The sequence below is a fragment of the Hymenobacter crusticola genome (assembly GCF_002154225.1).
In the GTDB taxonomy this organism is placed as follows: Bacteria; Bacteroidota; Bacteroidia; order Cytophagales; family Hymenobacteraceae; genus Hymenobacter; species Hymenobacter crusticola.
The window spans coordinates 75,721-101,388 of the sequence record NZ_MTSE01000017.1 but is presented as its reverse complement, the minus strand read 5'-3'; the positions used below and the strand labels follow the sequence as shown (position 1 = coordinate 101,388).

Here is a 25,668-nt window from a genome sequence, read left to right as displayed (position 1 = left end):
AAATCAACGAGGCCATGAAGCTAGCCGCCGTGCACGCGCTGGCCGAGCTAGCCAAGGACACCGTGCCCGACCTCGTGAACAACGCCTACGGCGACAACACCCTCGCTTTTGGCCGCACCTACCTCATTCCCAAGCCCCTCGACCCGCGCCTGATTCTGAGCATCAGTCCGGCCGTGGCACGGGCAGCCATGGAAAGCGGCGTCGCGCGGCGCCCCATCACCGACTGGCTAGCCTACGACGAGGAACTGCGCGCCCGCCTAGGTGTCAACCAGAAAATTTTGAACCGCATCACCTCGGGCGCTAAGGCCAGCCCCAAGCGGGTCGTTTTTGCGGAGGGCGACAACTACAAGATTCTCAAAGCCGCCCAAATTTTGGTGGAAGAAGGCATTGCCCACCCCATTCTGCTCGGCAACAAAGAGAAAGTAGCCGCCTTGGCTCAGGCAAATAATCTCGACCTAGCCGGGTGCGAAGTCATTGACATTCTGCAACAAAACGAGCAACGCCAAGCCTTTGCGGAACACTTATTCCAAAAGCGGCAACGCAAGGGCGTCACGCTCTACGAAGCGCAGCGCCTATTGCGCGAACGGGACTACTACGGCGCCTTGATGCTCGAAACGGGCCAGGCGGACGCCTTTATCACGGGCTTGGCCAAGGATTACAGCAAGAGCATTTCGCCAGCTTTGCGCGTCATTGGGGCCGAACCTGGACTACAACGGGTAGCGAGTATGTACCTGATTCTGCACAAGAAAGGCCCGTTCTTCTTCGCCGATACCACCGTAAACATCAACCCCACGGCCGAAGATCTGGTGGATATTGTGGGGCTGACGGCGCGCAGCGTGCGCGCCTTCGGCATTGAGCCCCGGGTAGCAATGATCAGCTACTCCAACTTCGGCTCCAACGTGGGTGAGTTGCCGGAGAAGATGCGCCGCGCCACTGACCTAGCCCAGCAGCGCTACCCCGACCTCTTGCTCGACGGCGAGATGCAGGCCAACACGGCACTCAACCGCGACTTGTTGCGCGAGCAATATCCCTTCAGCCGCCTAGCCGACGCCGGTGCTAACACGCTGATTTTCCCCAATGTAGAGTCGGGCAACATTGCCTACAAAGTGCTCCAGGAAATTGGCGGCGCGGAAGTCGTAGGACCGATCTTGATGGGCATGCGCAAGCCCGTGCACATCCTCCAGATCGGGGCTTCGGTGCGCGAAATCGTGAACATGACTGCTATTGCCGTCATTGATGCCCAGAACGCTCAGAAATAGCAATACCAGAACAGGTTAAGTAAACACTTTCTGACAACCCGTATTTTGCCCTGGTGAGGGCCAGTTTACATAAACCTGTTGATGCGGCGGCCTACGCTAGAGCGAACGGTAACGGGTGCGGGGGCCGTGAAGTGGTAGTGCCCCGAGCCAACACGAACGGGAACGTAGCCGGCTTGGGGCGTATCCGTTTGCACACCTTTGGCGGCGGTTAGCAGCGGGTTTCCTTCGCGTACCTGGTCAGGGCTCCTGGCTGGCATGTACACGGTGGCCGTTGCGTTGGGTGGCACTGTTACGTCGAGGGCGAGCTGCTAGCTCACGCGGGTGGGCCTATAGTTGGTTTCGAGCTGCGCCTCAGCCCGGGTGAGGCCGCCTAGCTGCGGGCGCACCACCGCTGGTAGTGCCGGGCGCCGCTGCGTCGAGGCCCGCCACGGTGGTGTAGAGTCAGTCGCCGATGGCCCCGTAGGCGTAGTGGTTGAACGAGGTCATGGAGGGCGGGGCGAGCGTACTATCGGGGCGCACCATTGCGAACGTAAGCTCCGGCCATCCTGCTTATTTGCCTTTATCGCTAGTTTCCACCGGCTGCGACGGTCTGCGGTGGGCGCGGTACTGGCTGGGGGTTTCGGCGAGTTGGGCCCGGAAGGCTTTTGTCAGGTGGCTTTCGTCGGTGTAGCCATACTCAAAGGCCAGTTGCGACACCGTTTTGTCGCTAAACTCCAACTGTAGCTGAATGGCCCGGATGCGGCTTTTCTGGATGAACGTCTTGAGCGTCTGGCCCGTGTGGCGGCGAAAATACTGCCCGATATAGCTTGGGCTAAGATGAAAGTGCGCAGCCACGACCTCCACGGCCAGCGCGGCGGGCTCCCGCAAATGAGCGTGCAAGTAGTGAATGATGGCGGGCACCAAGTTATCAGCCGACGCGGCGAGTTGGCTAGGATATGCCTGCTGCTGACGACGCACCCTAGCCAGCAGCACCAAAATGCTCAGGACGCTGGCGTGAATGGTATTGGCGTACAGAAACTGCCGCTGCTCAAACTCACGCATGCAAAACTCTACTTGGCTACGCAGATAAGCGCGAGTGGCCGCATCGAAAGCGAAAGGGGCCGGGGCAGCGTCGGCCTCCAATAGGGGCTGCACCAGGGCAAACGTGTCGTTGGCCGCCAGCAAAAACGAGAGGTTCAGCTTGATGATACAGAAGCGGGTGGACTGGGCAATGTCGAAGCGATGCGCGTCGCGGGGGCTGCACAAGAATAGGTCGTCGGCTTGGTAAGGGTAGTGCTGCCCGTTGAGGTGGTGAGTGCCCGCGCCGTGGAGGATGTAAATCAGCTCGTAGTGTGTATGCCGGTGCAGGGGATAGCGCCACTCGTCGGCCTCCAACACGCTCACGAAAAACGGACACACCTGCGAAAAGACCTCCATCCTCATTTTTTACCGGATTATCTCAAAGTTCTACAAGGTACCACTTTGGCCCGGCCAAGACCTTTGCTGCCGAACTCACCGGGCTAGCTTAGGCCCTCGAAACACATGAAAACGAATCGTAAAGTAGCCCTCGTCGTGGGGGGCCAGGGCATCATCGGCCGCAACCTTATCGACCACCTAGCGACGCTTGATGATTGGGAAGTCATTGGCTTATCCCGGCGCGGGGGCGAAGCCAGCGGCCGCGTCCGGCACCTAGCCGTGGACCTGCTCGACCCCGCCGATTGCCAAGCCAACCTCCACGACCTGACGCACGTCACGCATCTGTTCTACGCTGCTTACCAAGACCGCCCCACCTGGGCCGAGTTGGTGCCGCCGAACCTAGCCATGCTCGTTAACGTGGTAGAGGCCGTGGAGCCAGTCGCGACTGGGCTACAGCACATCAACCTGATGCAGGGCTACAAAGTGTACGGTGCGCACCTAGGTCCTTTCAAAACGCCGGCCCGCGAAACCGACGCCGACCACATGCCGCCCGAATTTAACGTGGACCAGCAGCGCTTTTTGACGCAACGCCAAGTGGGCAAGGCGTGGAGCTGGTCGGCGCTGCGCCCCTCGGTGGTAGGCGGTTTTGCCCTCGGCAACCCGATGAACCTAGCTATGGCCATCGCCGTGTACGCATCAATGTCCAAGGAGCTGGGGCTGCCGTTGCGGTTTCCGGGCAAGCCGGGGGCGTACGATAAGCTGCTAGAAATGACCGATGCTGGCCTACTAGCGCGGGCCACCGTGTGGGCCGCCACCGACTCGCGCTGCGCCAACCAAGCCTTCAACATCAACAATGGCGACCTATTCCGCTGGAACGAGATGTGGCCGCTGCTGGCCCGCTTTTTTGAGCTGGAAGTAGCGCCGCCCCTCCCCTTACCGCTCAGCGTAGTGATGGCTGATAAGGAGCCGCTCTGGCAAACAATAGTGGCCAAATACAACCTAGCGCCGCACACCTACCAGGAAGTTTCCTGCTGGAGCTTCGCCGACTTTGTCTTTTCCTGGGACTACGACCTGTTTGCCGATGGTTCGAAAGCCCGCCGCTTCGGCTTCCATGAGTTTGTCGACACCGAGGCCATGTTTACGGACATTTTTGAGGACTTGCGCCGGCGCAAGGTTATTCCTTAACAGACGCTCACCCGTTAGCAAGGGGCGCCTTCTTAATAAGTACCTACTTCGAACGGAGCCTCGTGGGCTAGGTCTATCAAGCGGGCCGCCCAGGCCGCCAGCACCGCCTCCCGCTCTTCGTCCGACTGCCGGGCGGGTCCGTACACGACGTGGGGCGCCAGCACCGTGAAGCCCGTAAACTGCAACATGCCCCGGTGAATAGGCCGCAGAATACCAGCCACATCGCCCTGCAAACCGCCAGGCTGGTAAGCCCCTGCGGGGCCACCGGTAGTGAGCGAGAGCAGCGCCCGTTTCCCCCGAAAAAAACCAGTTTCGTAAATGTGGCCGCTCCCGTAGGCCCGGCCCATGGCAAACACCCGGTCGACCCAACCCTTGAGCACGGCCGGCACGCTGAACCACCAAAGCGGGAACTGCCAAATCATGACATCACACCAAGCTAGCTTTTGCAGCTCCGCTTCTATATCGCCCGCAAAGCCCTGATGCTTCGTCGCGTACAGCTCTTCGGCCTGCTGTTTGAAATAGGCCGCGTCGTGGGCGGCGGTAAAATTGCGGCGGTCCGAAACGGGCTCGAACGACTGGGCATACAGGTCCGACAGCTGTACGGTGTGCCCTGCCGCTTCGAGTGCAGCAACGGCCGTGCGTAGCAGCGCGCCATTAAAACTCTGAGGTTCGGGATGGGCAAAAACAAGAAGGACGTTCATTGGGTTAGTAGCTTTTTAGGTCGGCAAAACTACTTTTGTTCCTACCCCAAATGCTAGTTAGCAGCCAGTTGTGAGGTACACACAAAAAAGGAAGTAATGGCCGCCCGCAAAGAAACCTCGACCAACAACCGTAACCGCGAAGTCCTCGGCGATTTCTGCGGCATCAATTACGCCCTGAACCTGCTGGGCGGCCGCTGGAAACTGCTCATCCTGCGTAAGCTGGAATCGCATACGCTGCGCTTCAGCGAGTTGAAGCGGACGCTGCCCCACATCACCGACCGCATGCTGACCTTGCAGCTACGGGAGCTTGAGCAGGACGGATTGATTTCCCGCACCGTCTTTGCCGAAGTGCCTCCGCGCGTTGAGTACGCCCTGACGGCCAGCGGCCAGGCCCTAGCCCCTACCTGGCAGAGCCTGGAAGTCTGGGGCAATGCTCACCGGCAAGCCGCCGAAATGACGTTGACAGATAAGCAGTAGAATACTAGATGCTTATCTTCTTATTTGTCCAAAATACCAGCTCACTTGCGGGCATTGCTGCGGGCAAAAAACAAAAAACCCCTTCTACATACTGTAGAAGGGGTTTTGGTGGGCCCACTTGGAATCGAACCAAGGACCTACTGATTATGAGTCAGTTGCTCTAACCGATTGAGCTATGGGCCCGGCGCAAAACTGACCTAGGTGGTTGGTTTCGGCGCTGCAAACTACGAAGTTTGTCGGCGAATTTCCAACTAAATGGTTAAATGGCTGAGTGGTTAATTGGCTAGCTGTTGATCGTTGCGAACTTTGATTTAGCAATCTGATCAGTTGACCACTCAGTTATTTACCTATTCAACGAATTACTTCATGCCCAAAAAGCTTCCTAACCTGCTTTTCGACTTCGGTGGTGTTATTATCAACATCGATTACCAACGCACTCTGGATGCCATGCAGTTACTCAGTGGCGAAGGCAATACCATTGGCTTCACACAAGCAGCACAAGCCGAACTCTTTGACTTGCTCGAAACGGGCAAGCTGACGAGCGAGCAGTTTCGGACCGGTTTGCGCAGCGGCTACGGTCTGCAAGCTACCGACGATCAACTGGATGCCGCCTGGAATGCTATGCTATTGGATGTACCCGCCGAACGCCTTGCCCTCATTGCGGAGTTGCGAGAGCTAGGTCACGAAACGGCATTGCTCAGCAATACGAATCATATGCACATCAACGTCATCAATCAGCAACTGCAGACGCAGTACGGCTTTGAGCACGGTATTGCCGATGCCCTCGACCGGGTGTTCTACTCCCAGGAAGTAGGCTTGCGCAAACCTGGCGAGGAGATTTTTCGGCACGTATTGCGCGAAATGAACTGGAAAGCGGAGGAAACTCTTTTCATTGAAGACAGTATTCAACACATCGAGACGGCTCGTGGCCTAGGGCTGCACACGCTGTTCTTAGCCCCACCCCTTACGCTTACCGAAGCTCTTCCCGCCGCCATCCGTGCCTTCTCCCCTACCACTTCCTGAGGCGTCAGAATTCACCTCTGACGACGCCAGCTTTTTTTTACCTGAACCTGCTCCTGCGCCTCGCTGGCGTACCTATGCCTTGCATTTATTCTTGTTTATCATCACGCTCGGCACCACTACGCTAGCGGGGGCAGAGTGGATAACGGGAAAGACTTTCTTTGGACAGGTTAGCGCATGGCCCTTTACCGTTCAGCTTTCCGAGGCAGAGATGCTCAGCGGGCTGTGGTTTTCGGTGCCATTCCTGGGGGTGCTGACGGTGCATGAGTTTGGCCACTACTTTACGGCGCGCCACTACCAGGTGCGGGCTACGCTGCCATTCTATATTCCGTTTTTCACGGGCGTCTTTAACACGATTGGTACGTTTGGGGCAGTTATCCGCATCAAGGACCGTATTTTCTCGCGCAAGGAGTTCTTTGATATTGGCTTGGCTGGCCCATTAGCAGGCTTCTTGGTGGCAGTGCCGGTGCTCATCTACGGCTTTACGCATTTGCCACCCCTGGATTATCTCTTCCAGATTCATCCGGGCTACCGTTTCTACGGGGCACAGTACGCGCAATATGTGTACCGCGGCGGCGACGCACTAGCCCTAGCTAGGCCGCTCATCTACCGTTTGTTAGAAGCGTGGCTAGCGGATCCGGCCCGTCTTCCTCATCCGAACGAGCTCATGCACTATCCGGTGCTGATGGCCGGGCTGATGGCCTTGTTCTTCACTGCGCTCAACTTACTTCCCATCGGGCAGCTCGACGGGGGGCATATTCTGTATGGATTGCTCGGCTATCGGCGCTTCAACCGAATTTCGTTGGGTCTATTCATTGTTTTCATCTTTTACGCGGGCCTCGGGCTGTTTACTTTTCACAGTGGCCGCGACACGTGGCTGTACTGGAGCGTGCCGTATTTGCTCTACTTATTCCTGGTGTTCCAGCGGGCCTTGCCAACGCCGCAACGAGGTTTGTTACTTGCCCTGGGCGTATGGGCAGCGCAACTAGCTGTTGCGGTTGCCATTCCGGGTATTCAGGGGAATCCTGGCTGGCTCGTATTTGGGTTGCTGCTAGGCCGCGTAACGGGTATTTTTCATCCTCCCGCTCCCGATGAACGCCCGTTGAGCACCGGCCGCAAGGTGCTCGGTTGGGTGATGCTGGCCATCTTCGTACTGTGTTTTAGCCCGTCGCCGTTCGGCTAAAAGCGGCTAGGTTGCGTACACAGGTTGGTTTGTTTGCTTTAAGTTCTTCTTTCTGTTCGTATGCCTACTGACTGCAACACGCCCGAATACCGCTGGGAGCTAGCCGCCCGCATTGCCAACAGCATGCTCGGCGCGGGTCTTAGCCATCGTGATATCAACGAAGCCACTACCTGCGACGACCTGCTGGAGCTAGGAGAATTGCCGAAGCCGGAAGTCACCTATTTGCGTAGCCTCATCTTGCTCGCCGACCACGAAGCACGTGAGCTGTTCACGCGCCACGCCCGCGGTAAGGCCACTCCGGAAGACCCCGCCGAGTGTACCACATTCAACTTCTTCCGTCAGCTCGTCTGGATTAGCCTGTACAGCCGCCCCGATGGCGAAGATGGCCTCCCAGTGTAAAAGAACTGCACGCTACCCCGAGCAAACCTAGCCTCAGCAGGGTGCTCTGTTGGCAGCGATAATCAGTAAAAACGACAGCTCCCCAGCGAACCACACCTGACCTAGGTGTCGTCCGCTGAGGAGCTGTGCATCTATAGAAGCTGGAGTCACTACTAGTGTAGCACCCCGCTATAACTAGCTTTTCTAGCCTTCCAGTGCTGCTACGCCAGGCAAGGTTTTGCCTTCCATATACTCCAGCAGCGCGCCGCCACCGGTCGAGATGTATGATACTTTGCTGGTGTACCCTAGCTGGTTCACTGCCGCGGCTGAGTCGCCACCGCCGATAAGCGAGAAGGCGCCGTTTTGGGTAGCCTCCGCGATGGCGCGGGCTACGAACTCTGTGCCTACCGAGAAGTTCGACATCTCAAACACCCCCATTGGGCCATTCCACAGAATGGTTTTTGACTCACGGATGATAGCGGCGAACATTTCACGCGACTCTGGTCCGATGTCGAGGCCCATCCAGGTAGCGGGAATATCGAGGTTACCGGCAATATCTACGTCGGCATCATTCGCAAATCGGTTGGCAATAACGCTGTCCACTGGTAGCACCAAATTCACACCTTTATCCTTCGCCTTCTGAATCAACTCCTTGGCTAAGTCTACCTTATCGGCTTCCAGCAGCGAATTGCCGATGGTGCCGCCCTGGGCCACGGCGAAGGTGTACGCCATACCACCGCCGATGAGCAGGTTGTCCACTTTATCGAGCAACTTCTCAATGATCAGGATCTTATCCGAAATCTTAGCGCCGCCCATGATGGCAGTGAAGGGCCGGTCGGCGTTGGCTAGCACGCGGTGAGCGTTTTCCAGCTCATTTTGCATCACGTAGCCCGCTACGCGGTTTTCGGGAGCAAAATATTGCGCAATAACCGCCGTGGAAGCGTGGCTACGGTGGGCTGCCCCAAACGCATCGTTCACGTATACGTCGCCGAGCTTGGCTAGCTTTTCAGCAAAAGCCGGATCCCCTTTCTCTTCTTCGGGGTGGAAGCGCACGTTGTCGAGCAACAGGATTTCGCCGGGCTTGAGCGCGGCGGCAGCAGCTGTGGCTTCCTCACCAATCACATCGCCACCGAACTTCACTTCCTGCCCGTATTCGTGTTGCAGCGCCAACACGAGGTTGCGCAACGAGTTTTTCTTATCGGGTCCGCCCTTCGGCCGACCTAGGTGCGAGAGCAGCACTACGCTGCCGCCGTCAGTCAGAATTTTCTTGATGGTGGGCGTCGCGGCGTGAATGCGGGTGTAGTCGGTGATACGCAGCTCCTCGTCGAGGGGCACGTTGAAATCCACGCGTACCACGGCTCTTTTGCCGGCGAAGTTGTACTGATCGAGGGTTCTCATGGAATCGAAAATGGGTTGAAGGAAGTCTGTATACGGCGTTATGGCGCGTAGTTCGCCTTTTTTTGGTAGGATACAAAAAGCAAGTGCCTCAGGTTAGGTAGCGACTAGCGTTGGCTTTTTACCTTTACTACCCGTTATAACTCCTTAGACGACAAACATAGCCAACTGGCTGTTTTCATGAAACGTGAAGGTTTTTGTCTGCTTTACGCGTTGCTCATGGCGCACATGGCACTCGGTCAACAATTACGCTTCGGCGTAAAAGGCGGCCTCAACTACGCCAACTTCCGAATCAAAAACGTCGTGGGCCCCGACCGCCTAGCAGGCGTCAACGTCGGCGTAATGGCACGCTACTCTTTCGGCCCAAGCAACTTCTGGAACATCCAGTCTGAGCTGCTCTACTCGGCCAAAGGCAGCACCGATAAGTATGGCTTAACGTCTCTAGGCGGCCGTGCTATCTATAAATACCGCCGCAACTACCTGGATTTACCAATTTTGGCAAAAATTAACCTTCAGGGCCTCACCTTCGAAGCCGGCCCGCAGCTCAGCTACTTAGTGAGCGTCAGTGATACCAACGATAACCCGCTCTTCCAGCACCCCGCACGGCGCGATTATAATAGCCTACAGCTCGGCTATGCCGCTGGGCTAGGGTACGAAATACCGGTCGGCCTGAGCCTGACGGTGCGGTATGCGGGCGATGTTACCGACGTCTACAACGGCGGGGGCGCTCGAAACTCCGTGTTTCAGGCGCAGCTAGGCTATCTGTTCCAGACAAAAAGTAACGTTTCAGCGAACTAAGCTGTTAGAGGGCGAGCGATTAATCGGCAGCGCCGAGCCGCTCGAAATTCGGCTACCTTTGCGTTCCATATGAAAATAGGCATCTTCTTCGGCGGCCCGTCGCGCGAGCGGGAAATCTCCTTCGCGGGCGGCCGCACCGTATACGACAACCTCGACAAGTCGCTGTTTCAGGCCGTCCCGATCTTCGTGGACAGCCTCGGCAACTTTATCCAGCTCGACTGGCAATACATCTACAAGGGCACCATCCGTGACTTTTACCCGCCGGTATCGGCGCTGCCGGCTTCTGAGCATAAGCTGCAAGTGTACCTAGAAAGCCTGGGCGAGCTGAGCGTGGCCGAGCAAGACCAGATCATCGGCGAGGTAGGCCGGCGCGTATTGCCCCATGAGCTAGCCTCACTGATGGACTTTGCGTTCCTAGCTTTGCACGGCCCCGGCGGCGAAGACGGCGCCATTCAGGGCGTGCTCGAATGGTACGGCATCCCCTTCTCTGGCTCTGGCATTCTCCCTTCGGCGTTTGGCATTGATAAGATTGCCCAGAAAAAGCTGCTGAAAGCGCTGGGACGCCCTACGCCCGATTTCCGAGTGATAACTGCGGCGGAGTGGGACGCCGCTAGCCCCGAAGCGACCCTCGCCTACCTAGTGCGGGAGCTAGGATTGCCGCTCGTATTCAAGGCGCCGCGCCAGGGTTCTAGCATCGGCGTGAGTATTCTGCGCGAGCAAGATGTAACCAAGTTCACGGCAGCAATAGAGCGCAGCCTGTTCCGTAAAACCATGAGCCGCACCGAATGGCAAGACATAGGTGCGCACGGCCAACTTGCTTGGCTACAACAGCTTACTGATATTCGCGAGGGTATCGGCTTGCCGGTGCAGCTAGCCGTAACCAGTGACCAGCTAACTCCTGATACTGAGCTAGCTACTACCGGGCAAGCCGGTATCATCTACCACCCGGAGGTGCTGCTCAACAAGCTTAACGAGCTTTTTCAGACGGTAGAAGCCGTGCGCCTGACCAACGTGGATGGCGAGACACAGGTATTGGTAGAGAGCTTTGTGGCAGGCCGCGAGTTCTCGTGCATCGTGGTGGAAGACCCGAACGGGGAGCCCCTCGCTTTGCCGCCCACCGAAATTGTGAAAGGAGACGAGTTGTTCGACTACCGCTCGAAATACTTGCCCGGCCTAAGCCGCAAAATAACCCCGATTGACTTGCCAGAAGCGGAGATTCAGCGCATCCGGGAGGCTTGCCAGGAGATGTTTACCACGTTTGGCTTCCAGGTGTACGCACGCCTAGACGGCTTTTTGGGCAAAGACAACCAGTTGTTCCTCAACGACCCAAACACCACATCGGGCATGCTGCCGGCCTCGTTCTTCTTCCACCAAGCGGCGGAAATTGGGCTGAACCCCTCGCAGTTTCTCACTTACCTGATTCGTACGTCGTTGGCGGCGCGGCGCCGGGCAGGCATGCGGCCGGTGAAGCTAGCTTCGCTGTTGCAGCAACTCGACGCGACCGTAGCTTCGCGTCAGCAAGAAGAAAAACAACGCACCAAAGTAGCCGTGATTATGGGCGGTTACTCCTCGGAGCGCCACATTTCGGTGGAGAGCGGGCGCAACATTTACGAGAAGCTTAGCTCGTCGGTGAAGTACGAGCCGGTGCCGGTATTCCTAACGGGTTCGGCCCAAGAGCATAAGCTCTACGTACTCCCCATCAACGTGATGCTCAAGGATAACGCCGACGATATTCGCGAGAAGATCGAGTACGCCGAAGCCGGCCACGATCTGCATCCTATCCTGCAACGCATCCGCCGCGAAGCCGAGCCAATTACCAGCACCTACGCTGGCCAGCCCACGGCCCAGCCCCGTCGTATCTCGTTTGCAGAGTTAGCCGAAATGGTGGATGAGGTGTTCATCGCCCTACATGGCCGCCCCGGCGAAGATGGCGCGTTGCAGCGGGAGCTGGAGCAATACGGGCTACCCTACAATGGCTCGGGCGTAGCATCAAGCAGCGTCACCATCAATAAGTTCGAGACGAACAAGCACCTGCGCGAAGCGGGCCTGCGCGTAGCAGAGCACCGCATGGCTAACCGCCTGGAGTGGGAAGCCGATGCCGAAAGTTTCTACCGCAGCCTCGAAACGCAGTTTGCGTACCCTTTCATTGCCAAGCCCGCCGACGATGGCTGCTCATCGGCCGTGAAAAAAATTAAGAATCGGACGGAGTTGGAAGCTTTTTGCCGCCTCATGTTCCGCGACCAGGAAGACCTAGAAACAACGGCTGCGGAAACGCTACACCTAGGTTTCAAAGAAGAATTTCCCCAAAAGGACGCGTTCTTGGTTGAGACCCTGATTGAGCGCGACGGCGCCAAGCACTTCCTCGAAATCACCGGCGGCCTGCTCACCCACTGGCGCCCCGATGGCACCTACGATGTAGAAGTGTTCGAGGCGTCGGAGGCGCTGGCGACGGGCGAAGTGCTGAGCCTGGAAGAAAAGTTTTTGGCCGGGGAAGGGCAGAACATCACCCCTGCCCGCTACGCCCCCGACGTGCAGGAGCGGCAGCGTATATCAGAGGAAGTGAAGCAGGAACTGCGCCGCGTGGCCGAGGTGCTAAACATCCAGGGCTATGCCCGTATTGACGCCTTTGTGCGGGTGCGCGAAACGGGTGCGGTGGAGGTCATCATCATCGAGGTAAACTCCTTGCCCGGCATGACGCCAGCTACTTGCATCTTCCACCAAACTGCTCTCAACGGCTACACGCCCTACGACTTCATCGACCGGATTCTGGAGTTTGGGAAAGAGCGCACCAACCGCTTGCAGCTAGAAACGAAAAGCTAGACGAAAGCTAGGCTCCCTTCCCTTATTAAGGAAGGGAGCTTAGTCCTAGCTCTGCTTCTCGACAATCTAGCTTTTAGCGCTAATTTCGCCTTCTAGCTCCGTATTCCCAGCTTCTAGCTCCTTCCTAAAAAATGGCCTTTCTTAAATCAGACACCCCCTTCGACGTTGTGAAGCACCTGCTGGTGATGCTGGTGGTGGGGGCGCTGCTGTTATTTGCCTTCTTCTTTGTCTACTTGCCTATTACCACGCACCACGGCGAAACCATTGTCGTACCGAAAATAACCGGGATGCGGCTCGAAGCCTTGGAAAACTATCTGGATGAACATGATCTACGCTATTTCGTAGATGACTCCAGCTATAACCCTCGCATACAGCCTTTTACGGTACTCACGCAGGACCCCGCACCGGGCGAGCGGGTGAAGGAAGACCGCAAAATCTACATCTCGGTAAGCATGAAACGCCCACCAGTGATTAAGATGCCGAATCTCACGGAAGGCACCGAGAAAACGGCTTACATGATCCTGGAAAGCTATGGGCTAGCACTAGGCAAGCTAATAAAAGTGCCCGATCTGCGGCAAAATCAGGTGCTTCGCCAACTCGTTGATGGCAAAGAAATAGCTCCTGGCGCTCCAATTGCCAAAGGCACCCGCGTCGACTTAGAGGTGGGCGACGGCCTAGGCAACCAGGAGTTTCCGGTGCCGAATGTGGTAAACATGCCGGCCGACGAAGCGACCACACTGCTGGTGGGTCAAGGCTTGCAAGTAGGCGAGATTTTTTACCAGGCAGCTGAAGAAGGACAAACGGACGGTACCGTTGTGAAACAGCGTCCCACGGCAGGCCCCGGCGCCACCATCCGCATGGGGCAACTAGTCGACTTATGGATAGCTGGCCAGGAGCCGGTTAAGCCCGTGCGCTAAGTAATCTAATACTCTGCTTTCCTGTTAATCTTAGCTCATTAGAAGCCGTGCTACTCGCACGGCTTCTTTGCTGAAATTGCGTTTTGCGAACCTAGGTGCCATACTAAATCGTACCTCTCTGCGGTTAGGCTTAAGGGCCAAAGACACAGGTTCCGCGGCCGTCGTACAAGCTCAGCTATTCAACCACCAATTTATGCGCTATTCCAAACGACTACACCGCGTTTTCTGCCTCCTTTTCCTGTTGCCGCTGCTTAGCCAAGCACAAACAGTAACGCCGTTGACCGCTGATCCGGGTCGGACTGCGCCAACTGCTAGTCGTGAGATTCGTACGCGCGCGGCGGCCCTTGGTCTGCCTGTGTTTGATGATTTCTCGGGACGCGAGGGGCAACCCAACACGCAGGTATGGCTCGCGCGGGGCGGCACGCTGGTCAACAACCGCTTCCCGGTGGCGCCACCTTCCCGGGGCGTCGCCACGTTCGACGGCCTCAAAGCAGACGGCCAGCCTTATGGTTCGGCCGTTAGCGATACTGATACGCTCACCTCGCAGCCCATCAACCTAGGTGGCCTTGCAGCTAGTGCCCAGGTGTACCTGAGCTTTTTCTGGCAGGCGGGCAGCGTTGTCGGGGCGCCTTCCCTAAACACCAGTAGCCGCCCCGTATACTTGTCGCTGGATTTCCTGGATAATACGGGCATCTGGCGTCAGGTCTGGATTGAACGGAGCACCAGGGTACAAACAGCATTTCAGCAGCAGCTTATCCCAGTGACGGACAGCCGCTACTTACACGGAGCTTTTCAGTTCCGCTTTCACTCGTCCGGCAACCAGGCCAATACCAACGACGCTTGGAGCATCGACTACGTGTACCTGAACCGCGACCGATCGGGCACCAGTAATTCTTACCGCGACATTGCTACTAGCGCCCCGCTTTCCAGCTTGCTAAAGCGGTACACGGCCATGCCAGTGTGGCAATACAACGCAAGTTCTTCGCCGGCCAACGAGCTGAATGACAACACCGCTACGACAATCAACAACTTCGACGTAGGCCCGGCCAACACCCCCGTTACCTGGACGGGCACGCTGCAAGTGCTACTAGGCGGAGCGGCCGCCACGTATCTGAATGGCACCTCTTCCCTGCAACCTAGCCAGCAGCAGTTCGCCGTGGCAGGCAGCGTGCGCAGCATTCCCTTGCCTATTTCCGACGCGGGCAAGCGCGTGCGGCACACCATTACCCTGCTCACCAACGAATCCAATCCTCAGACGCTGCCCAACGATACGATCAGCCGTATCACCGAGCTAACGGATTACTACGCCTACGACGATGGCACGCCCGAAGCCATGGCCACGAACAGTGCTCTCAGCTATCTGGTCTACCGCTTCGATCTTAACAAGGCCGATCAGGTGAAAGGCTTACGCCTATACATGCTGCCTTCACCCACGGCGACCAGCCGCGTGCTCACCATTGGCATTTGGGATGAAAAGGATGGCAAGCCCTCGGGAGTAGCCAAGGCCACCCAAGCGTACACCGTGCCCGCGTCGCCGCCAGCTAACTACGTAGATGTCAATTTTCCTGCTCCCGTGCCCGTAAGCGGCTCGTTCTATATTGGCTACGCAGCTAGCGGCAACTTTCTTCAAGCTGGGCTGGACTACAACAGCACTGTTCCGGCCAACTACACGCTCATTTCGCAAGGACCCGTTACGGCTACCAGCAACAACTGGTCGGCGTCTACATTGCAAGGGGCTATTATGATGCGTCCGGTTCTCACCAACAGCATCGTGACAGGAACGGCAGATCCGGCTACAGCCGCCACTTTTAGCGTGTACCCTAACCCGAGCGCCGGCCTAGTGCACGTGCAGGGCACTTACCGGCGCGCTACGGTGCTCGATGCTGTGGGGCGGACGGCTTGGGTACAGCCCACTGCTCAAGCTGGGCAAAAAAGCTTAGATCTAAGTGCTTTACCAGCTGGCGTGTATGTTATCCAGCTAACGCTCCCAAATGGCTTGCTCGTAACCAAACGATTGATCTTGGCGGAATAAGGCAGAGAAGAAACGCTTCCTTCTTTCATTTTTTACGAAATTGCGTACTTAACGCTCCTTTTCTTTCCATCATTCCATGCCCGATATTACTCCTGCTGAACTCAAACAGCGCCAACAAGCTGGTGAGCAACTAACGATTATTGACGTACGCGAGCCGTGGGAAAACGCTGAAGGCCGCATCGAAGGCAGCCAGAATATTCCCCTAGGTTCTTTAGGCGAAAAGCTAGATGACCTAGAGGAGCTAAAAGGCCAAGAAGTGATTGTACACTGCAAAGGTGGTGGGCGCTCTGCTTCGGCCAAAGCCTTCTTAGCACAGCAAGGTTTCACCAACGTACGCAACTTAATCGGCGGCTTCTCTGCGTATCAGCAATAATCCTTCGACTCCCCTTCAGCGCCCGGTCACTACTTAATTGTTAGTGACCGGGCTTTTTTGTGAGCTTTTTATTTTTGTCAATCAACGACTTACGGAATTATTTTAAGCCATTAAATTGTATACAACTAAATCTTGCAAAACATACCTATCTTTGCTCACGAAGATTATGAATACGCCTGCTGCCAACAACGCCAACGAACTCCTGAAACTGGATAACCAGCTGTGTTTTCCACTTTACGCGTTGTCGCGCATGTTTACGAAGGCGTACCAGCCGTATTTGCAGGCCTTGGATATCACCTACCCGCAATACCTTGTGCTGATGCTTCTTTGGGAGCATCGGGAGCTCACGGTGAAAGAGCTAGGTGAGAAGCTATTGCTCGATTCGGGCACCCTTACACCCTTGCTTAAGCGGATGGAACAACGCCAGTGGCTTAGCCGTCGCCGCGACCCACGCGATGAGCGGTCGGTGATTATTACCTTACTCCCCACCGGCCACGAGCTCCAAGCGCAAGCTTGTAGCATTCCGGTACATCTGCTGGAAAAGCTTCAGCTCTCCCCTACCGAATTTGAAACCCTGCGCACGCAGCTTCAGCAGTTGCTGACGGTGCTGCGCTAATTTTTACTTTCCCCTACTTTTCGCCATGAAAATTGAAAAGGTGTTCACCGCACAAGCGCTTGCCAAAGGCGGCCGCGATGGTCATGTTACCACTGCCAACAATGTGCTAGACGTAGCACTTAGCACTCCGAAAGAGATGGGCGGCCCTGGCAAAGCGGGCGCTACAAATCCCGAGCAGTTATTTGCTGCCGGCTACGCAGCCTGCTTCGAAGGCGCCCTAGGTGTAGCAGCCCGGCAGGCAAAAGTGAAGCTGGAAGACGTAACGGTAGAAGCCTTCATTGGCTTCGGCAAGGCCGAAGATGGCGGCTACGGTATTTCTGCGGACCTGCACGTCAACATTCCGAACATCGAGCAGACGCAAGCAGAACAGCTTGTAGAAGCTGCGCACGGCATCTGCCCATATTCGCGTGCTACCCGCGGCAACATCGAGGTTACGCTGAGCACTACTACCAACCCTGCTTAAGTAACCTAGAGTGCAAACCAACAAGGCCAACCATCCCAGCGATGGTTGGCCTTGTTGGTTTTACGTCAACTTCCCATCGGCGGCGTAGCGCAACTCGCCCCGATCTATGAGTTCTCGCAAGAGTTCTGTAACGGTGCTTGCTTGGGCCGGGGCAAACTGACTCACCACCTGGCGGGGCGTCTGCGGCGTGGTGCGTACTAACTGCAATAGCTGCTGGCGCAAGGCCGGCGAGGCACCTGTTACATTTTGCTGCTTTTTTTGCTCCAGGCAGTAGTCGCACACCTTGCATACGGGAGCATCCAGCTCGCCGAAGTACTCAAGCAGCAGTTGCTGACGACAGCGCCCACCCGCGGCATAGCGCACCACAGCGGCCGCTTTTTGCTGCGCCAGGGCCCGCATTTCCCGCAGGTGCTTCTGGTCGAGTGGCAGCTTATCGGCGTCGTAGCGGGGCGTGGTAAACAGGGCCTGGGGCGAGTCGTGCTTCGGCTGATACTGAATGATACCCGAGCGGTGCAGGAATAGTAGCATTTTGCGCACGTCCACCACGCTCAGGCGTAAGTACTGAGCTAGGCTGTTCTCCGAGATACGCTGGAAGCTGGTGAAGATTTCTCCACCGTTAAGCCGAAGCAGGGCTTTAATCAGCTTATCGTGCTGGGCATTGGCTACCTGAAAGCGGTACAGATCATTGTGATCGATGGGAATGTGCACGCGAGCCGGATTGTTCACGGCTTCATTTACCTGGGCAAACCCTTCCCGCTCTAGCGTCCGAAGAGCGTTGTGCGCATCCACGGCCTTAAGACGATATGTTTCGGCAAATTGCTGAATGTCAAAATCAAACGCTACCAGCTCTCCTCCTCCTACGGCTGTGCGGGAGAAATTAGCCAGCGCCTGGTAGACGCGCCGCACCGTGTCGAGCGGAGGGTACGCTAGCTCGGTGCGGCGCCGTAGGTCATCGGCATCATTCGGTCCAGTGAGCAGCACAGCGAAGGCGTATTTCTCGTCGCGCCCAGCGCGGCCCGCTTCCTGATAATATGCTTCTAAGTTATCGGGCGCATCGAGGTGCACAACTAAGCGCACGTCGGGTTTGTCGATGCCCATCCCAAACGCGTTGGTCGCAACTATAATGCGCGTGCGGTCTTGCATCCAGTCCTGCTGGGTACGGTGACGCTGCTCGGCGGGCAAGCCTGCGTGGTAAGCGGCGGCGGGCAGCTGATGCTGCTGTAAGAAAGCCGCGGCGTCCTCGGTCTGCCGCCGCGTGCGGGCGTACACAATGCTGGTTTTTCCTGGCCCAACGCCGCGAACAATCTCCAGCAAGCGCCGCAGCTTATCTTCCGTTTGAAAAACCGAGTAAGAAAGATTGGGGCGGGCAAAGCTCTGCTGAAAAACCTGACTGCCGGGCCGGAAAGCCAGCTTCTCGACAATGTCCTGCTTCACCTGGGTTGTAGCTGTGGCCGTTAGGGCAATGACGGGTACCGTGGGCAGCAGTTCGCGCAAAGCGGCAATTTGCAAGTACGGTGGCCGGAAGTCATATCCCCACTGAGATAAGCAGTGCGCTTCGTCGATGGCCAACAGGTTAACGCGCATCCGGGCCACACGGGCCCGAAATAGATCGGTGAGCAGGCGCTCGGGCGATACATACAGGAACTTGACCGGACCGTACACGCAATTGTCGAGTGTTTGGTCGATTTCTTGGTGGCTCATCCCCGCGTAAATGGCCTCGGCGCGAATATCGCGGCTGCGTAGGCGCTCCACCTGATCTTTCATGAGCGCAATCAGTGGCGACACTACCACACAAATACCATCGCGGGCCAAAGCGGGCACTTGAAAACAGACACTTTTTCCTCCTCCCGTCGGCAATAAGGCGAGTGTGTCCTTTCCCGCTAATACCGAACGGATAATATCTTCTTGCAACGGACGAAATGCCGCGTGTCCCCAATGTTGGCGGAGCAGGTGTAGAATATCATCGGTCGGCGCAGGCACAGGCAGAAAAGCAGTAGCGGAACCACGAAGATAATACCAAGGCCCAGGAAAGTGGATAAGCAAGCTTCACGGATGCTAGCAGTCGGCTTCAACACCCTGAAGCCGACCTAGGCCACCTAGGGGTTCAACGCCACTAACTGCTTTTTCGAGGGATCTTACTCCTTGTTCACCGAATCAATATATAATTGGCTTAATATTTAGTAATTCAGCAGGTATTCTATCCATTACTCTTTCACAGTGAGGTAAGTAAATCCGCTCGGCATTTTTTACTCACATCGGCTTTGTCGTCTATCCCCTCCTTTTGCTACATGTCAACCCCCGACTTAAAATTATTGCTTACGACTCCAAACGTTAGCGCCTATTATGACTCTAGTAACGACTGGCTTTATTTAAACTGGCATGGCGAATTAGACCTAGATCGGCTCCGCAAGAGTTGTCTCCAAATTGTGCTGTGCCTAGTAGCAAGGCGGTACAAACGCATTCTGAATGACAACACCGACCTCACCAAAGCTACCCCCGACGTAGTACCCTGGCTGGCGACAGAGTTACTGCCCTATATGAAGCTGGTGGGCATAGAGTACATGGCGTGGATATTATCGCCAAACCTAGACGTGCAGAATGAAGCGGAAGCCGCCCTCGAAGAAATCACCAAGCCTGTCGTGGCAGTTTTCGAGGACATGGCCTCGGCGTACGAATGGCTAAGCTCTGTCAACTTTCAACCACCTGGGATGCTCACATCTTCGGGCGGCCTCGACCAGATTATGTCTGTGTTGAAGAACCGGATCATGCACCTAGGTGGTAAGATGTGGTAAGGCCAAGCAATAGGGTAAAAGAAAAGCCCGGTTCTGGATAGAACCGGGCTTTTTAGGTAGTATGATGAATGGCAACTTATGCGGCAGCCGATTCGCCGTTCTCACGGTCGTCGATGGCTTTGCGCAGCTTAGCAATGGCTTGCGTAGCACGCTCCTCGTCCAGACGGTTGATGTTCAAGAGCATCTTGGTCTTCTCCTGGCGCGTAATCACCGGATGGTTTAACAAACGGATAATCTCTTCCTTTTGCGAAGCCGTGGCGTACGTAACGGCAGGCGTTTCAACCGGAGCAGCTTCAGCAGGCACTGCCTTCATAGGGGCAGGAGCTTCGGCGGCTACCGTCACTGGTGCGGCTTCGGGCGCAACTACTAATGCTGGCTTTACCTCAGTAGTATTGCCTGCATAATCCATCTCTTCGGCTGGCGTGGGCTCGTAACCTGCTGCTCGGATGATCCAAGCGAGGATGTTGCGATATGCCTTACCGATAGCACGCGTTTGCGCCATGCTCATGATGGCAAACTCTTGGTAGAACTTCTTGCCGTTCTCTTTATTCGAGCACACGGCAAAACCGGCTCCTACTGTGTGACCTGAGCGCAGGTCAAATAGCGTCACCTTAGCCTGGTACTTCAACTCCGTTTCGGTGCTGACGTTGATGACGTGGTCAACGATCGGCACGATGCCGAGGCGCGAGCCGGCGTACTGCCAGCCTTCCACGTTCACAAACTCTTTGCCCTGCACCGTCGTCGAGAGCTTGTTGTCCTTGATGAACTTGGCTAGGTCCGTAGCCAAGTGCAGCGTCTCGTCGGAACGGGAGATGTCGTAGCTCTCAACTTTGTTCTTGCGAGCTGGCTCCTTGGTGGTTTTAATAGCTTCGTTCATGGCGGTTTCCATAAGTGTCCTGTAGTACGTTGTGATGTTCAGATATAGAACTAAAGATACTCTTGAAAGGTGCAAAAATCCATGCCTTTTTTAGTAAATTTTATCTCTGATAATCAGTCGTTTATAAATCTATACAAAAACAAACTTACTAAATTCCTTAGACAAACATCTTAAAAGTGCTGTTCTCTTCAAAAAATTGATTTAGTTGCCTTTATCAAGTAGTCAGTTAGCAAGCAAAGCTTTAGAAAAACAACAGCCGACCGCCAGGTTGCGCACCCAAGCAGTCGGCCACAGCGCCGGTCCGTTGCCATTTCGGACGCGTTCCGAAAAAGAATAAGCCTGCCAGAACCGAGATCCTGGCAGGCTTATTAACGCATTTCGTTTCAACAGGTTACTCTGAAATGTAGCCGTCCTTCATAATGATTTTGCGGTCGGCCATTTCGGCCAGCTGATCGTTGTGGGTGACAATCACGAATGTCTGCCCTAGTTCTTTGCGCAGCAAGAAGAAAATCTGGTGTAGTTCCTGCGCATTCTGCGAATCGAGGTTGCCACTAGGTTCGTCGGCGAAGATGATTTCGGGCGAGTTGATGAGGGCGCGCGCTACAGCCGTGCGTTGTTGCTCGCCCCCGCTCATCTCACTGGGCTTGTGGTCGGCGCGGCGCTCTAGGTTAAGCATACCGAGCAGTTCACGGGCCCGCACGCGGGTTTCCTTCTCCGACCGTCCTGCTAAATACGCTGGCAAGCACACGTTCTCGAGGGCCGTAAACTCGGGCAGTAGGTTGTGAAACTGAAAGATGAACCCAATATGACGGTTACGGAACCGGGCTAGGTCGGAGCGCTTGAGTGAGCTCACCGATTCTCCATCAAAGAGCACCTCCCCCGAATCGGGATTGTCGAGCGTGCCGAGGATGTGCAGCAGCGTGCTTTTGCCGGCGCCTGACGAACCAACAATGGAAACGATTTCCGACTTTTCAATAGTCAGGTCGATGCCTTTGAGTACTTCCAGCGTGTTATAGCGCTTACGAATGTTGATGGCCTGCAGCAAAGGTAGGTCAAAGTTGAATGAGCGGGACGAGACAAATCTACGGATTGTAGATGGTTGTGGGGGTAGTAGTTGCGGGATAATTGTCGGGCTGACGTGCTAATCCTTACGTTCGCACGACCATTAGGGTCGCAACCTAGCCAAACTCCGACCCCATTTTTACACTTCCGTGCTCCGTTATTATTACCTACTTTCGTGCCTAGTTACCACTTTCCACTGATTGACCCCCTATGAACATTCACGAGTATCAGGGTAAAGAAATTTTAAAAAGCTACGGCGTCCGGGTGCAAGAAGGCATCGTGGCCGACACGCCAGAAGAAGCCGTAGCAGCTGCTAAGCGCTTGACGGAGGAAACCGGCACGAGCTGGCACGTAATTAAAGCCCAAATCCACGCCGGTGGCCGCGGCAAAGGGGGCGGCGTGAAGCTGGCAAAAAACCTGGAGCAAGTAAAAGACATTGCCGGCCAGATCATCGGCATGCAGCTCGTAACCAAGCAGACGGGACCCGAGGGTCGTAAAGTGCACAAAATCTTGGTAGCCCAAGACGTGTACTATCCCGGCGAATCGGAAACGAAAGAGTACTACATGAGCGTGCTGCTCGACCGCGCAACGGGTCAGAACGTTATCATCTACACCACCGAGGGTGGCATGGACATCGAGGAAGTAGCCGAGGCGCATCCTGAGAAAATCCACCGCGAGCATGTAGACCCACGCGTAGGCCTGCAAGCGTTTCAGGCCCGCAAGATTGCCTTCAACCTAGGTTTGTCGGGGGAGGCCTTCAAAGAGATGGTGAAGTTCGTGACGGCTCTTTATAAGGCCTACGACGAAACTGACTCGGCCATGTTCGAAATCAACCCCGTGTTGAAGACGTCGGACAACAAGATCCTAGCCGTTGACGCCAAAGTAAACCTCGACGACAACGCCTTGTATCGTCATAAAGCATTTGCCGATCTGCGCGACACTAACGAGGAAGACCCCTTGGAAGTAGAAGCTTCGGAGTCGCACCTGAACTACGTGAAGCTCGACGGCAACGTGGGCTGCATGGTAAATGGTGCGGGTCTAGCTATGGCGACCATGGACATCATCAAGCTGAGCGGTGGTGAGCCGGCCAACTTCCTCGACGTAGGAGGTGGAGCCAACGCTCAAACCGTAGAAGCCGGTTTCCGCATCATCCTGAAAGACCCGAACGTGAAGGCCATCCTGATCAACATCTTCGGGGGTATCGTGCGTTGCGACCGGGTTGCCAACGGTGTGGTAGAAGCCTACAAGAACATTGGCGACATCAAAGTACCGATCATCGTGCGTCTTCAAGGCACCAACGCTGAAGAAGGCGCCCGCATCATCGACGAATCAGGTCTGAAAGTATTCTCGGCGGTGCTGTTGAAAGACGCCGCCCAGAAAGTGAAAGAAGTATTAGCTGGCCAAACGGCTTAGTCTGCCCAAAGCTAGCTCCGCAAAAAAGCCCGTCTGACGTGTCAGACGGGCTTTTTTATGCTTAAGGCCAAGCAAAGCTAGGTCTCAGAAGCAACTTATTATTGTACGCCGCCTTTTTCGGCTACGCCGGCGTTTTCTTCGGCCTCAACCGGAATACCCTCACCTTGCACACGAAGCTCTACTTCCATGTTGCCGCGCGTACCTACCGAGTAAGGACAGATTTTGTGGGCCTGACGCACCATGTCAATGGTCTTATCACGGTCGAAGGATTTTAGGTCGACGTCTAGTATGGCGGCTAGACCATAGCCTTCTCCTTCTTGGAAAAGGGTCACAGAGCACTGTACGGTTGTTTCGGGGTCAAGCTTGTCGCCAGCACGCTGTGCAATTACGAGCAGCGCTTGTTGGAAACACGATGAGTAGCCAGCAGCAAATAGTTCTTCAGGGTTAGTCGCGCCTTTTTTGCCGCCTAGCCCTTCTGGCACCGACATATCGAGGTCAATAATACCCGTTGCAGAGCGTACGTGGCCGCTGCGGCCGCCAATGGCCGTTGCATCGGCCGTATACAGATTCTTTTTCATGGTGTAGGTGGTGATATATGCAGAAGTAATTTTCTGATAAGCTTAACTGGCTTTTGCCCATTTAGGTTACCTGTTCTTTCAGGACGAATACGCAGCAGAAGTTTAAGCAAATGCGCATAGGGTTTGGCAGCACACATTTTTCTCTCTACTTTTGCGCCACTCTAGGTCGCGTCGTACAACGGATAGTATTAGAGTTTCCGAAGCTCTCGATCTAGGTTCGATTCCTAGCGCGACCACTAGCACACCATCAAAAACGCCTTCTACACTACGTAGAAGGCGTTTTTAGCTTTAGCGGGTAAAACACTGGCAAAACATCGCTTCGAGAACCCCCTCTCCTACCCTGTTGCGTGGTCAATATCAACCGCCTCGGATCCACTACTGCGTTGTAGCTCTAACTCTTGGGTAGCGATCTTTGCTACCCTATGCTTCCACCAATATTCCTAATATCACACTATACCGGTGCAGCGTGCGAACTCGCATTTCACAGAGAAGAATACGGTGGTAAAGAAATGCAGAATACGGCATTTGCGGTACAATTACTCTTTGCTAACACAATAATACCCACCATAGCGCCATCTGGCAGCATATCGAAACTTTAGTATAGATTGAAATTACAGGTGTGCTGTAGAAGTCAGTTCGTGCGCTGTTCAGCACGAATTCTACATACCTAGCCAAGCTATGCTGGTACTTGACTTTGTCCTAAGACTAGCTTTCTTGGTTTGGCATATCTAGTTCTACATCCAACTAAGCACTTCAATAATGTAGAGCCAGTGCTCTTGGTTTATTCAGCATTTGTATTTCTTCGTACATACGCTATACTTTACCGTACTTTCGTCTTGCCTAAGAGTTGCAGCACGTTAGCTTTAGAATAATCTGAATATGGAAAACGCAGTAGCCGTTGCGAATTACTTCGTGCGGAAGTCGTTGGACACCGGCGTTCCGGTGACACCGATGAAGCTGGTGAAGCTGGTGTATGCGGCGCACGGGTGGTACCTAGGCCTGACGGGTGAGCCACTCATTGCCGAGGGGGTGCAAGCGTGGAAATATGGCCCCGTAGTACCTTCCGTGTACGACAGCTTCAAGACTTATGGCGGCAGCCCCATCACAGAGCCAGCTGGCACACTGGAGCCAAATGGGCATGTGGTCTACTATGCACTTAATACCCCGAGCCTTACTAGTTTTCTGGATAAGATCTGGGACGTGTACAAAGATTATTCGGCGGTTGAGCTTTCGGCGCTCACGCACCAGGAAAATACGCCATGGTTTGAGACCTGGCACCAAAAGGGTGGGCGCGATAACCGCTCTGTAGTTATTCCCAACGACGCCATTCAAACTTATTACCAGGAGCTAGCGAGTGCCAACGCCGCCTGATACCCCGCGCCTACCCGACCTGAGCGCTATTCGAGGAGAGAAGCGCCCGGCCCGCAAAACAAACCTAGCTACTGCCGAACAGGATTGGTTTGAGCAAGACAAGCGCAAAGGGGCCCACAGACGTGACCAACGCGCCAAAAATGTAATTCATTACACGGTGCTTAGTCTCGTTGTAGTGGCAGGTATCTGCTTGGCTGTAGGCATCGTTATCCGAGTTTGCCACCTCATTTTACCCGCCGACCAACTTTGGCTCACCAAGGAGCAAACTGATTTCATCGACCACCTAGCCCAATTAGCGGGCTCTGGTGTGCTAGGTGGATTATTAACCAAGTATCTGAGCCGCAATATCGAAGCTTGAACTCTCAGTTGGCATGTATGATCGTAGCCTATGTTATTATTCTGTACTTGGCTTGTGTCACGGCTCAGCGCCCAAAGTCTACGCTATACAAGAGCTAGGTTACCTTTTACTTCAGTGGAGCTTGAAAATAAATAACCCCATACCTACACTCTATCGAGGTAGATACGGGGTTATTTAGTAGCTAGAATTGCTTCTAATACCTAGC

Annotated in this window: 25 protein-coding genes and 2 tRNA genes; 18 read left to right on the top strand and 9 right to left on the bottom strand. The window is 55.2% G+C overall.

Annotated features, from left to right (window positions below; genetic code table 11):
* Positions 1-1,259 (top strand): phosphate acyltransferase (locus tag BXP70_RS22455; protein ID WP_262490759.1); only part of this gene is annotated, 1,259 nt, incomplete at its 5' end.
* A 65-nt stretch (positions 1,260-1,324) separates the two neighbouring features.
* Here the strand turns inward: BXP70_RS22455 and BXP70_RS22450 are convergent.
* Together BXP70_RS22450 and BXP70_RS22445 are read right to left on the bottom strand one after the other, a co-directional pair.
* Positions 1,325-1,546, bottom strand: coding sequence for a hypothetical protein (locus tag BXP70_RS22450; RefSeq protein ID WP_086596360.1), 222 nt, complete (start codon positions 1,544-1,546; stop codon positions 1,325-1,327).
* A gap of 262 nt (positions 1,547-1,808) precedes the next feature.
* A complete protein-coding gene (locus tag BXP70_RS22445) occupies positions 1,809-2,681 on the bottom strand; it encodes a helix-turn-helix domain-containing protein (protein ID WP_086596359.1) in 873 nt (290 codons plus the stop codon).
* A 99-nt stretch (positions 2,682-2,780) separates the two neighbouring features.
* On the opposite strand from BXP70_RS22445, the gene BXP70_RS22440 reads away from it, so the two are divergent.
* Positions 2,781-3,839 (top strand): SDR family oxidoreductase, encoded by a 1,059-nt coding sequence (locus tag BXP70_RS22440; RefSeq protein WP_086596358.1) that lies wholly within the window; start codon positions 2,781-2,783, stop codon positions 3,837-3,839.
* 32 nt (positions 3,840-3,871) lie between these two features.
* Here the strand turns inward: BXP70_RS22440 and BXP70_RS22435 are convergent, their stop codons facing one another.
* On the bottom strand, positions 3,872-4,540 hold the full coding sequence (locus BXP70_RS22435) for an NAD(P)H-dependent oxidoreductase (RefSeq protein WP_086596357.1): 669 nt from the start codon (positions 4,538-4,540) through the stop codon (positions 3,872-3,874).
* 96 nt (positions 4,541-4,636) lie between these two features.
* Here BXP70_RS22435 and BXP70_RS22430 point away from each other — a divergent pair, with 96 nt between their 5' ends.
* Positions 4,637-5,017, top strand: coding sequence for a winged helix-turn-helix transcriptional regulator (locus BXP70_RS22430; protein WP_086596356.1), 381 nt, complete (start codon positions 4,637-4,639; stop codon positions 5,015-5,017).
* A gap of 106 nt (positions 5,018-5,123) precedes the next feature.
* Here BXP70_RS22430 and BXP70_RS22425 read toward each other — a convergent pair.
* Positions 5,124-5,200, bottom strand: a tRNA-Ile gene (locus tag BXP70_RS22425).
* Between the two features lie 183 nt (positions 5,201-5,383).
* Here BXP70_RS22425 and BXP70_RS22420 point away from each other — a divergent pair.
* From BXP70_RS22420 to BXP70_RS22410, 3 genes are read left to right on the top strand one after another with little or no spacing between them, the layout of a single operon-like run.
* Positions 5,384-6,040: an HAD family hydrolase gene (locus tag BXP70_RS22420; RefSeq protein WP_086596355.1), complete on the top strand. Its 657-nt coding sequence runs from the start codon at positions 5,384-5,386 to the stop codon at positions 6,038-6,040.
* Entirely contained in the window at positions 6,015-7,220 is a 1,206-nt protein-coding gene (locus BXP70_RS22415; RefSeq protein ID WP_245849719.1) for a site-2 protease family protein, read from the top strand. Before BXP70_RS22420 ends, BXP70_RS22415 begins: the two co-directional genes overlap by 26 nt.
* Before the next feature lie 60 nt (positions 7,221-7,280).
* Positions 7,281-7,619, top strand: a complete 339-nt coding sequence (locus BXP70_RS22410) for a hypothetical protein (RefSeq protein WP_086596353.1) — start codon at positions 7,281-7,283, stop codon at positions 7,617-7,619.
* 183 nt (positions 7,620-7,802) lie between these two features.
* Here the strand turns inward: BXP70_RS22410 and BXP70_RS22405 are convergent, their stop codons facing one another.
* Positions 7,803-8,996 carry a phosphoglycerate kinase gene (locus tag BXP70_RS22405; RefSeq protein ID WP_086596352.1) on the bottom strand — a complete coding sequence of 398 codons (1,194 nt, stop codon included), beginning with the start codon at positions 8,994-8,996 and terminating at the stop codon, positions 7,803-7,805.
* A 177-nt stretch (positions 8,997-9,173) separates the two neighbouring features.
* Here BXP70_RS22405 and BXP70_RS22400 point away from each other — a divergent pair, with 177 nt between their 5' ends.
* The 7 genes from BXP70_RS22400 (at position 9,174) to BXP70_RS22370 (ending at position 17,012) form a co-directional block, all read left to right on the top strand.
* A complete protein-coding gene (locus BXP70_RS22400; RefSeq protein WP_086596351.1) occupies positions 9,174-9,791 on the top strand; it encodes a porin family protein in 618 nt (205 codons plus the stop codon).
* Positions 9,792-9,860: 69 nt separating this feature from the next.
* On the top strand, positions 9,861-12,611 hold the full coding sequence (locus tag BXP70_RS22395; RefSeq protein ID WP_086596350.1) for a D-alanine--D-alanine ligase family protein: 2,751 nt from the start codon (positions 9,861-9,863) through the stop codon (positions 12,609-12,611).
* 131 nt (positions 12,612-12,742) lie between these two features.
* Complete coding sequence (locus BXP70_RS22390; protein WP_086596349.1) at positions 12,743-13,528, top strand: PASTA domain-containing protein; 786 nt, start codon at positions 12,743-12,745, stop codon at positions 13,526-13,528.
* A gap of 193 nt (positions 13,529-13,721) precedes the next feature.
* A complete protein-coding gene (locus BXP70_RS22385; protein WP_143436631.1) occupies positions 13,722-15,560 on the top strand; it encodes a T9SS type A sorting domain-containing protein in 1,839 nt (612 codons plus the stop codon).
* Positions 15,561-15,636: 76 nt separating this feature from the next.
* Complete coding sequence (locus BXP70_RS22380) at positions 15,637-15,933, top strand: rhodanese-like domain-containing protein (protein ID WP_086596347.1); 297 nt, start codon at positions 15,637-15,639, stop codon at positions 15,931-15,933.
* A gap of 166 nt (positions 15,934-16,099) precedes the next feature.
* Complete coding sequence (locus tag BXP70_RS22375) at positions 16,100-16,549, top strand: MarR family winged helix-turn-helix transcriptional regulator (RefSeq protein WP_086596346.1); 450 nt, start codon at positions 16,100-16,102, stop codon at positions 16,547-16,549.
* A 25-nt stretch (positions 16,550-16,574) separates the two neighbouring features.
* Positions 16,575-17,012, top strand: a complete 438-nt coding sequence (locus BXP70_RS22370) for an organic hydroperoxide resistance protein (protein WP_086596345.1) — start codon at positions 16,575-16,577, stop codon at positions 17,010-17,012.
* A 60-nt stretch (positions 17,013-17,072) separates the two neighbouring features.
* On the opposite strand, the gene BXP70_RS22365 is transcribed toward BXP70_RS22370, so the two are convergent.
* Positions 17,073-18,992: a RecQ family ATP-dependent DNA helicase gene (locus tag BXP70_RS22365; RefSeq protein WP_245849718.1), complete on the bottom strand. Its 1,920-nt coding sequence runs from the start codon at positions 18,990-18,992 to the stop codon at positions 17,073-17,075.
* Positions 18,993-19,300: 308 nt separating this feature from the next.
* On the opposite strand from BXP70_RS22365, the gene BXP70_RS22360 reads away from it, so the two are divergent.
* Positions 19,301-19,804, top strand: a complete 504-nt coding sequence (locus BXP70_RS22360; RefSeq protein ID WP_143436630.1) for a hypothetical protein — start codon at positions 19,301-19,303, stop codon at positions 19,802-19,804.
* A gap of 76 nt (positions 19,805-19,880) precedes the next feature.
* Here BXP70_RS22360 and BXP70_RS22355 read toward each other — a convergent pair whose 3' ends face one another.
* Positions 19,881-20,693 carry a hypothetical protein gene (locus tag BXP70_RS22355; protein WP_245849717.1) on the bottom strand — a complete coding sequence of 271 codons (813 nt, stop codon included), beginning with the start codon at positions 20,691-20,693 and terminating at the stop codon, positions 19,881-19,883.
* 379 nt (positions 20,694-21,072) lie between these two features.
* Positions 21,073-21,726, bottom strand: coding sequence for an ABC transporter ATP-binding protein (locus BXP70_RS22350; protein ID WP_086596343.1), 654 nt, complete (start codon positions 21,724-21,726; stop codon positions 21,073-21,075).
* Positions 21,727-21,953: 227 nt separating this feature from the next.
* On the opposite strand from BXP70_RS22350, the gene sucC reads away from it, so the two are divergent.
* Positions 21,954-23,156 (top strand): ADP-forming succinate--CoA ligase subunit beta, encoded by a 1,203-nt coding sequence (sucC, locus tag BXP70_RS22345; protein ID WP_086596342.1) that lies wholly within the window; start codon positions 21,954-21,956, stop codon positions 23,154-23,156.
* A 98-nt stretch (positions 23,157-23,254) separates the two neighbouring features.
* Here sucC and BXP70_RS22340 read toward each other — a convergent pair whose 3' ends face one another.
* A complete protein-coding gene (locus tag BXP70_RS22340; protein WP_086596341.1) occupies positions 23,255-23,734 on the bottom strand; it encodes an organic hydroperoxide resistance protein in 480 nt (159 codons plus the stop codon).
* 164 nt (positions 23,735-23,898) lie between these two features.
* Between BXP70_RS22340 and BXP70_RS22335 the strand changes: the two genes are divergently transcribed.
* The 3 genes from BXP70_RS22335 (at position 23,899) to BXP70_RS22325 (ending at position 25,463) form a co-directional block, all read left to right on the top strand.
* Positions 23,899-23,970 (top strand) — tRNA-Arg (locus tag BXP70_RS22335).
* 643 nt (positions 23,971-24,613) lie between these two features.
* Positions 24,614-25,105: a Panacea domain-containing protein gene (locus BXP70_RS22330; protein WP_086596340.1), complete on the top strand. Its 492-nt coding sequence runs from the start codon at positions 24,614-24,616 to the stop codon at positions 25,103-25,105.
* Positions 25,089-25,463, top strand: a complete 375-nt coding sequence (locus BXP70_RS22325; protein WP_086596339.1) for a hypothetical protein — start codon at positions 25,089-25,091, stop codon at positions 25,461-25,463. The genes BXP70_RS22330 and BXP70_RS22325 overlap by 17 nt, the downstream gene beginning before the upstream one ends.
* Positions 25,464-25,668: the final 205 nt, after the last annotated feature.